Genomic DNA, 6,419 nt, shown 5'->3' with positions numbered 1-6,419 from the left:
TCTAGACCGGCTCCGGCTCTCAGCGCGGCACGCGAGGCCAGATGCGCTGCACCGCCATATCCCGGCGCACCGCCGAGAACCAGCACATGACCAAAAATGTTTTTAAAGCTGTTTTCAGGCAGACTGTCGGAAGAACCAAGCCGCGCAATGCAGCGCCCATCTATAAGATAGGCAGAGCAGGGCGTTTGGTGGCGCACTATTGTCGGGATGCCGATGTCGCATACGTGTACCCGTCCTGTCCAGGGGCGGGCGCAGGGAAGAGCCAGCCCCGGCTTGCCCGCGGCAAAGCTTGCAGTGACCGTAGCCCGGACAGCTTCGGGCTGCGGCAGACCGGTGTGCGCATTCAGGCCGGAGGGAATGTCCAGCGCCAGCACCAGCCGCTGTGCGGCAAGGCTGTTGATGGTTTCGATAAGGGTCAATGTCTGTGGGCGCAGCACCCCGCTGAAGCCCGTCCCCACAATGCCGTCAACAATAATATCAGGCAGATTGTCTGTGGGGAGACGCCACTTGCCCCTGCTTTGGCGCAATGGGAAAAAGGGAACGCCCGAGGCTCTGGCAATGGCGACATGTCTGGCGCATGCGCCCTTGCAGTGGCTCAGCGCTTTTGCGTGGAGCACCAGGGGGCGGGCGTGTGCATCAAGAAGCTGGCGCGCAAGGCAGGCAGCATCGCCGCCGTTGTTGCCGCTGCCCATGAAAAGCCATATGCTTTTTCCCGTCAGATCCGGGCAGTGGCGACGCAGAACATGCAGCGCCGCGCGTGCGGCATTTTCCATAAGCAGGATTTCCGGCAAACCGAGAGCCGCCGCGTCCTTGTCCCAGGCGCGTAATTCTTGCGGCAAGGGCAGCGGAGGGAAAAGGGGCGGATCGCAGACAAGCCCTGTCATTACAGCGCCTCCAGGACTACCACGGCCACAGCAGAGGAGCGGTCATGGCTGATGGTTACATGACAAGCGGTCACGCCCATATCCCGGGCGCGTTGCAGGGCTGCCCCATGCAGCCGCAACTGCGGTTTGCCGCCGGGAGTTGCCACGGTTTCCACAAGAGCGGGACCGATGCCCTGGCTGAAACCCGTACCCAATGCCTTTACGGCAGCCTCTTTGGCTGCAAAACGTCCGGCTACGTAGTTGACGGTCAGCGCGGGCATGGCAGACAGCTCTTCTGGGCCGAGAATTTTTTCGGCAAAGCGGCGTCCGAAGCGCGCGAGGTTTTTTTCTATGCGCGCAAGTTCAACAATATCAATGCCCAAGCCGACAATCATGCTCCGTCGCTCCCTTGTGAAAAAAAGTGTGTTCCAGGGGCTAGGCCCCTAAAGGGCTGGTTGCCCAATGAAAAAAAATGTCGTATATGCGGCCATTCGGAAAACTATTTTGACCCGTTCCCGGCTGTAAGGTCAAGAGCGCAGCCAGGTTTGGACGCAGGAGAACGTCATATATGAAACTGTGCATTATCGGCACCGGCTATGTTGGCCTGGTCAGCGCCGCATGCTTTGCGGAAATGGGCAACACCGTAACGTGCGTTGATGTGAATCCCGAGGTGGTAAAAAAGCTGAATGCGGGATCCGTGCATATATTTGAACCGGGCCTTGAACCGATGGTGCGCCACAGCCGCGCTGACGGCCGGTTGACGTTCACCACCAGTCTTGAAGAAGGCATTGCTCAGGCCGATTGCGCTTTTATCTGCGTCGGCACACCGCCACAGCCTGATGGTTCGTGCGATTTGAGCTTTGTGCGGCAGGTTGCCTGCGAAATCGGCCAATATATGCAGAAAGATATGGTCGTCGTGGACAAGTCCACCGTACCCGTAGGAACGGCGGATGAAGTGCGCGGCATTATTAAAAAAGAATTGGAAAAACGTGGCGCTGACCTGCGGGTGGACGTGGTTTCCAATCCCGAGTTCCTTAAGGAAGGCGACGCCATTGCCGACTTTATGAAGCCCGATCGTGTGGTCATTGGCACGGATTCGGAGAAGGCCGCCACACTTATGCGCGAGCTTTATTCGCCTTTTGCCCGTACGCGGGACAAAATCATTGTCATGGGCGTGCGCAGCGCAGAGATGACCAAGTATGCGGCCAACTGCATGCTCGCCACAAAAATTTCATTCATTAATGAAATTGCCACCATATGTGAACAGGTGGGCGCGGATGTGCGCGATGTGCGCACGGGCATCGGCTCGGATTCTCGCATCGGCTATCAGTTCATTTACCCCGGCGTGGGGTACGGCGGTTCGTGCTTCCCCAAAGACGTGAAGGCCCTTATCCGCACTGCGGAAAGCGCCGGTGTCGAGCCAAGGCTGCTTAACGCGGTTGAAGCCGTCAACGCCAGGCAGAAAAAATACATGGCTGCCCGTGTGGAAGGGTATTTTGCGCCTCAGGGCGGCGTGGCTGGCAAAACCCTGACCATGTGGGGATTGGCTTTCAAGGCCAATACCGACGACATGCGCGAAGCCGCCTCCATTACCATTATTAATGAGCTGACGGCCAAGGGCATGAAAATTCGTGCGTTTGACCCTGTTGCCGCTGACAATGCCCGGAATATTTTTGCGGACAACAAGCTGGTGGAGATCGTGGACGATCAGTACGCGGCCTGCCAGGGAGCACAGGGACTTATGGTTGTGACGGAATGGAACCAGTTCCGCAATCCCGACTTTGAAAAGGTTCGCGGGCTGCTCACAGCCCCCCTGCTGTTTGACGGGCGTAATCTGTATTCGCCTTCTGCCATGGCCGAGCGCGGCTTCGCCTATTTCTGCATTGGCCGGGCCAATGCCTAGCTCATAGCAGTGCCGGGTTTAATAGCCTTGCAGCAAGGGGGTTGAACGGATTACGTTCAATCCCCTTGTTTATCTGTGAAAGGCGCCTGTTGCCGCGCTGGGGCAGGGTGCAGGGCGACAGTCGGACCCTGTCCTGCGAACTGCCGATCGCCCCTCGTGCTGGAAAAAATCGCAGAACGGGCCATTCATCCATGCATGCATGCGTGCGTGCCGCTGTCCGGCAAGCGGAAAAACGGGAAGTACGGCTCCCGGCATATGCGCTCTCCATGCGGTCTGGCGCAGGGGTTCTACGCATTGCATGCCCGGCGCTGCTGGAGTATACCGACCAGAGTGAACAAACCTATTTTATTCAGGCAAGAAATTATGCAGCAGACAAATCTTGTTCATGAAAATGCCAATAAGCTTCATGAGCAACAGCTCAGCCTTTTATATGAGCTTGCGCAGATCATGAATTTTACGACAGATTTGACTCAGGCTCTGGATAAGGCGCTAAAACTTATGGCTCGGCAGCTGCACATGATGCGCGGGGCCATAACCCTCATTTCGCCGCATACCGGAGAAATACGCACTGAGGCAGGTTATGGGCTGAAGCCCGCAGAGTTGCGCCGTGGCCGCTATGTGCGCGGTGAAGGCATTACGGGCAGGGTCATTGAGAGCGGGCGACCCATGTACATCTCCAATGTGTCTGAAGAGCCGCTGTTTTTGAACCGTACCCGTTCGCGCGATTTGAACAAGGAAGGCATTTCTTTCATATGTGTGCCCATTCGCCTCAACGATCAGGTGGTGGGCGCTCTTTCCGTGGATCATCTGTTGGTGGACGATGCTACCCTGGAAGATGAAATGCGCCTTCTGACCATAGTGTCCACACTGCTTGGCCATGCCGCGCTGGAAAGTCAGGGGCGTATGGACGAAGAAACTTCCTCCCCTCTGCGGCCCAGAGGCTTTGTGGGTAATTCCGAAGGAATGCAAAAGGTTTATGCCCAGATAGCCCAGGTGGCTCCTTCAGTGACAACCGTTTTTCTTCAGGGTGAATCAGGCACGGGCAAAGAGCTTGCCGCCCGTGCCATTCACGCCGGCAGCGCCCGTGCCGGCAAGCCATTCATCTCGCTCAATTGCGCGGCCTTGCCGGAAAACCTCATAGAGAGCGAACTGTTTGGTCATGAACGCGGGGCATTTACCGGGGCCAGCGCCACGCGCAAGGGGCGGTTTGAACTGGCCCACGGTGGTACCCTGTTTCTGGATGAGGTGGGCGAGTTGTCGCTCATGACCCAGGCCAAGCTTTTGCGTGTCTTGCAGGAACGCGCTTTTGAGCGCCTGGGTGGTATGGATACGCACTATGTGGACGTGCGTTTTATTACTGCCACCAACAGAAACCTTGAACACATGGTCGCCAAGGAAAGTTTCCGCCGCGACCTTTTTTATCGCTTGAACGTGTTTCCCATCTACCTGCCTCCGCTGCGCGGCCGCCCTGAAGACATACTTCCGCTTGCCAACCATTTTATCCGAAAATTCGCCCAGGCCAATGGACGGGAAAATGTGCGCCTTTCCCTGGCTGTGATGGACATGTTGCAACGATATGCCTGGCCCGGAAATATTCGTGAACTGGAAAACGTCATGGAAAGGGCGGTGTTGCTTTTGGGCCGTGAAGGTCTTGTGCTGCCGCAGCACCTGCCCCCGGCTTTGCATGGCGCGCACTGCGCCGGCATGAATGGAGAAAACGCCTGTGCCGCGCGCCCGGGCTTTTCCGGCAGCCTTCAGGACCAGCTGGATGAGCTTGAACGGGCCTCCATCGTGGAAGCGCTGGAGTTCAGCCAGGGGCAAATGGGCAAGGCCGCTGCGAGCCTTGGCCTTACGGAGCGGATTATGGCCCTGCGCATGAAAAAGTATGATATCAGCTACAAGGAATTTCGTCCCAAGCATAACCGTTCATAGTGTGGTGTCGTTTCTGCTGCCATATTGTCTCAAAAGACTATAAAGGGCATAAAATTACAGATTTGTAGTTTTATGCCCTTGTTCTTTATGGGGTGCTTTTAATAAAAAATCTATTTATTATATATCATTATAATGATTTTGATGCGCAAAAAAGCAAATCGGACATGAAAAGCAACAAAAATGTATAAAATTATAATATATTGATATAATTTATTTAAATTTAAATTTTTCCAATAGCACGGTTTTCACTGTGCTCACATGTCTTTTTTTCTACAAAAACGTAAAAAATTTCATATTTTTTCAACCAGCCACCACAGCCAGTCACAATACCATAAAATAAATATCCTTCAATATCAGAGCATTGCAAATGATCTCCTCCCTGCATTTGCCTTGGCACAGTTAATGCTTTTAGGGGGACAGGCAGCGATATTGTATCGTTGCTGCGGATCCGGCGCCGGGCCGCTGAAGAAATTCAGCAACACGCACCTCTTGTGCGTAATGATCAAGGACGCTCTATGAATACCCCTGATACTGCCTTTGTCATTATCTGCGCCGCCATGGTCATGCTCATGCTTCCGGCTTTGGCCCTGTTTTATGGCGGCCTTGTCCGCGCGAGCAATGTTCTTTCAACCCATATGTACAGTTACGCCTGTCTTGGGCTTGTTTCCGTGCTTTGGGCGCTTGTGGGCTACACGCTGGCCTTTGGCGATGATGTGGGCGGCCTGGTGGGAAATTTCAGGTTTGCCCTGCTCAACGGGGTAAACGGCAGTCCCGCCCCAATGGCCCCGCAGTTGCCGCATACGGTCTTTATGGGCTTTCAGTGCATGTTCGCCGTGCTCACCGTGGCCTTGATTTCGGGAGCCTATGCCGAACGTATGCGTTTTTCCGCCATGCTGCTTTTCTCTGCCTTGTGGCTCGTTTTTGTGTATGCCCCCGTGGCCCATTGGGTGTGGGGCGGTGGATGGATGGGCCGCATGGGCGCTCTGGACTTTGCCGGTGGCGCAGTGGTGCACATGTCTTCAGGAGCCGCGGCGCTTGCCTGCGCCCAGGCTTTGGGACCCAGAATTTCAACCGGATCAAGCCATGCTCCGCACAATCTGCCGTTAACGCTTCTTGGCGGCGGTATCCTCTGGTTCGGCTGGTTCGGCTTTAACGCCGGCAGTGCTCTGGCTGCGGGAACTCTTGCGGGGCAGGCGCTGGTCACCACGCACATGGCAGCGGCCTGCGGCATTCTTGGCTGGATAATCATTGAATGGAAGCACACGGGCAAGCCTACCAGTCTGGGAGCGATTTCCGGCGCTCTGGCAGGGCTTGTGGCAATCACCCCGGGTGCGGGCTTTGTGGAGGTGCTGCCAGCCATGCTCATAGGATTTATAGGCGGAATGGTGTGTTACGGCGGCGTGTTGCTGAAGAGCCGGTGCGGTTATGACGATGCCCTTGACGTTGTGGGCATACACGGCCTTGGCGGAACCTGGGGCGCGCTGGCTACAGGCTTGTTCGCCAGTGCGGCGGTCAACGGCGTGGACGGTCTTTTTTACGGCAATCCCGAGCAGGTGTGGATACAGCTTGTGTCCATCGCAGGAACCTGGGCGTTTGTTTACGTTGCCACCCGCATCATCGTTCGCCTTGTGGATGCCGTGGTCGGATTGCGGGTTGCTCCCGAGGAGGAATACAGCGGCCTTGATCTCGGTGAACACAATGAACGTGGCTATAATCTGTAA

Annotated in this window: 6 protein-coding genes; 3 read left to right on the top strand and 3 right to left on the bottom strand. The window is 55.8% G+C overall.

What is annotated here, in order from left to right:
* Nucleotides 1–884 (bottom strand): NAD(P)H-hydrate epimerase (locus V6C07_RS10725; protein WP_333536476.1); only part of this gene is annotated, 884 nt, incomplete at its 3' end.
* Entirely contained in the window at nucleotides 884–1,258 is a 375-nt protein-coding gene (locus V6C07_RS10720) for a holo-[acyl-carrier-protein] synthase (RefSeq protein ID WP_333536475.1), read from the bottom strand. The genes V6C07_RS10725 and V6C07_RS10720, both read right to left, overlap by 1 nt.
* Before the next feature lie 173 nt (nucleotides 1,259–1,431).
* Here V6C07_RS10720 and V6C07_RS10715 point away from each other — a divergent pair, with 173 nt between their 5' ends.
* Complete coding sequence (locus V6C07_RS10715; RefSeq protein ID WP_333536474.1) at nucleotides 1,432–2,766, top strand: UDP-glucose dehydrogenase family protein; 1,335 nt, start codon at nucleotides 1,432–1,434, stop codon at nucleotides 2,764–2,766.
* A 363-nt stretch (nucleotides 2,767–3,129) separates the two neighbouring features.
* On the top strand, nucleotides 3,130–4,698 hold the full coding sequence (locus tag V6C07_RS10710; protein WP_333536473.1) for a sigma-54 interaction domain-containing protein: 1,569 nt from the start codon (nucleotides 3,130–3,132) through the stop codon (nucleotides 4,696–4,698).
* Between the two features lie 220 nt (nucleotides 4,699–4,918).
* Here V6C07_RS10710 and V6C07_RS10705 read toward each other — a convergent pair whose 3' ends face one another.
* Nucleotides 4,919–5,065, bottom strand: a complete 147-nt coding sequence (locus tag V6C07_RS10705; RefSeq protein ID WP_333536472.1) for a hypothetical protein — start codon at nucleotides 5,063–5,065, stop codon at nucleotides 4,919–4,921.
* 148 nt (nucleotides 5,066–5,213) lie between these two features.
* Here V6C07_RS10705 and V6C07_RS10700 point away from each other — a divergent pair, with 148 nt between their 5' ends.
* Nucleotides 5,214–6,419, top strand: a complete 1,206-nt coding sequence (locus V6C07_RS10700; RefSeq protein WP_333536470.1) for an ammonium transporter — start codon at nucleotides 5,214–5,216, stop codon at nucleotides 6,417–6,419.

Source organism: Desulfovibrio sp. 1214_IL3152, assembly GCF_036763055.1.
Taxonomy (GTDB): Bacteria; Desulfobacterota; Desulfovibrionia; order Desulfovibrionales; family Desulfovibrionaceae; genus Desulfovibrio.
The sequence above is the reverse complement of the archived record's forward strand: the minus strand, read 5'-3'. Positions and strand labels throughout refer to the sequence as shown.